Annotated in this window: 3 protein-coding genes and 1 pseudogene; 1 reads left to right on the top strand and 3 read right to left on the bottom strand. The window is 33.5% G+C overall.

All coding sequences use genetic code 11. The annotated features are described in order from the left end of the window. The 3 genes and pseudogenes from WG67_RS07960 to WG67_RS00415 form a co-directional block, all read right to left on the bottom strand. Window positions 1-130: pseudogene (locus WG67_RS07960) on the bottom strand (D-alanine--D-alanine ligase); the annotation flags it as partial. A 79-nt stretch (window positions 131-209) separates the two neighbouring features. Next, window positions 210-995: a hypothetical protein gene (locus tag WG67_RS00420; protein ID WP_010082602.1), complete on the bottom strand. Its 786-nt coding sequence runs from the start codon at window positions 993-995 to the stop codon at window positions 210-212. 193 nt (window positions 996-1,188) lie between these two features. Next, a complete protein-coding gene (locus WG67_RS00415) occupies window positions 1,189-1,563 on the bottom strand; it encodes a ferredoxin family protein (protein ID WP_010082601.1) in 375 nt (124 codons plus the stop codon). 61 nt (window positions 1,564-1,624) lie between these two features. On the opposite strand from WG67_RS00415, the gene WG67_RS07955 reads away from it, so the two are divergent. Continuing rightward, window positions 1,625-2,123 (top strand): DNA-processing protein DprA (locus tag WG67_RS07955; RefSeq protein ID WP_458694950.1); only part of this gene is annotated, 499 nt, incomplete at its 3' end.

The following is a 2,123-nucleotide window of genomic DNA, read 5'->3' as shown; positions in this document are numbered from 1 at the left end:
CATCTATTTCTATTGCATTATATGAAAGGCTATCGAGCGCCTTCTTCACTGCTTTTCCGCTCATAAGCGATATTTCTCTCTCACAAGAAAATCCACCACTTAAAATTGCTATAGTTGGAATCATAAGCATTCTATGTTTTGCTATATAGCATACATAATGGTTACATTAAGCTTATTAAATACCTACTTTGGCTAACTATAAACTTTCTTCAAGCACTTTTTTTATCCACTTCAAATAGCGTGCTCTGCAACGGTAGTGGCGTGTTTGCTGCACCTTTATACTGTTCACAGATAAGCTTTTCTAAATCCTCAGCAGATTGTTCTTTTGCTTCTTCTTTTTTCACTACTCCACTAGTTACTAAATCAATTAAGGCTGTAGTGTGTATTATCATTCGATTATTTAGCTCAAATATCTTTTTTGTATCAAGTGAAGAGTTTCTAATTAAGGCAGATAGTGCATGCATATATTTGTCTATATCAGAAAGACTTTTGCTTATATCATAGTTGCTAACTAACATATATTCCTTCAAACGCTCAATTTCTTCTGGAGTAAACTTGTAAACTTCATCAAGTTTCCTTATTAAAGATATAGTAAGTATTCTACTTAGAACTCTCAATTCTCTAATAAATTGTACTCCTTCTCCTTCAGGATAAGACATTTCTTCTTTTTTATATTTCTTAAATAATTCTTGATCATAAGACTTTCTGAGATCTGACGTCATTGCCAATGCTAACTCTTTTGAACCTAGCTTAAAAACTTCGTTGAAGCTGCTTGCGTTGGCATCTTGTGCACTGCCTGCAGTAATTCCACAACTCCAAGAAATCTTTTCAAACAAGCTATGATACTCTTTTATCATCTCTTCCAGCAATATTTTAATATCATCTTCGGTTAACTCTACTGTTGATAATAGATCACATGCTTTTTCAAGATTACCGTTCGCTTGAAAAAGTAACCCTTCAATCTTTTTAATGGTTTCTCTTTTATTTATACTCATAACTTACCCCCAAGATTTAATGCTAACAGCTAGTTTTATAATCAAATATTTCAAAAGTCAATAAGCCTTTTTCCTTAATCCTTAAATTAATCGATACTAATTTATCAGCATAACAACTTAGATAACGCAACTATTTTCAGCAACCAAAAACAACAACCCTGAAATACAAAAAGTTTCTTTTCCTTCAGTAGCATTATTCTAAATTTTCATCAAAATAAGCTGTTTTATCCTTTTTTTCCTTATACTCTTCTGCAGTATAGAGGGGTTGCTTTTTAGCTGTGATATTTGGCCACTTTTGTGAGTATTCTACATTTATATCGTAAAATAACTTGAAAGTTTTTTGTTCGCTGCTCAGCAACTCTTCATCTAGTTCTAAAATATCTTTTATGGAATCATCAGTTACAATTGCATCTACTGGACACTCAGGTATGCACACTCCGCAATCAATACATTCATCTGGGTTAATCACGAGCATGTTTTTGCCTTCATAGAAGCAGTCAACGGGACATACTTCCACGCAGTCTGTATATTTACATTTTATGCATTTATCTGTAACAAAATGCGTCATAAAACACTGTATATTTGCATTATCTTGGATACACTAAATTGATAAGAAATTCAAGCTTTTTATGAAGATAAATAAATTGAACAACAAAGAATTAGAAGTATGGTTAAGCCTGGCTAGAACCATAGGACCAATAAAGTTTTTTAGTATACTAAGAACACACGGATCGCTAGATGAGGTGCTAAAATATCTCAATATGGTGGCTAATGATAAGGTGTATGGCATTCAAGATGCACGAGAAGAAATCAATAATGCAGAAAGAATTGGAGCTAAAATTATACCCGCATGTGACCCAGATTACCCTGATCTTTTAAGAAATATCCCTAGTTGTCCTCCTGTAATAACTGCGCTTGGTGATATATCATTATTAAGCCGTGAGATAATTGCAATAATCGGTGGGCGTAACTCTTCAATGAATGGAAGAAATTTTGCCAATAAGTTGGCACTTGATTTAAGCGAAGCTGGTTTTATTATCGTTTCTGGACTTGCAAGAGGAATTGATACTGCAGCAAACAGTGTAATATACAAAAATCATCCCACTATTGCTGTTACAGCAAGCGGAA

The organism is Wolbachia endosymbiont of Drosophila incompta, from assembly GCF_001758565.1.
Lineage (GTDB): Bacteria > Pseudomonadota > Alphaproteobacteria > Rickettsiales > Anaplasmataceae > Wolbachia > Wolbachia pipientis.
Note: the sequence above shows the minus strand (reverse complement) of the source record. Positions and strands in the feature narration are given on the sequence as shown.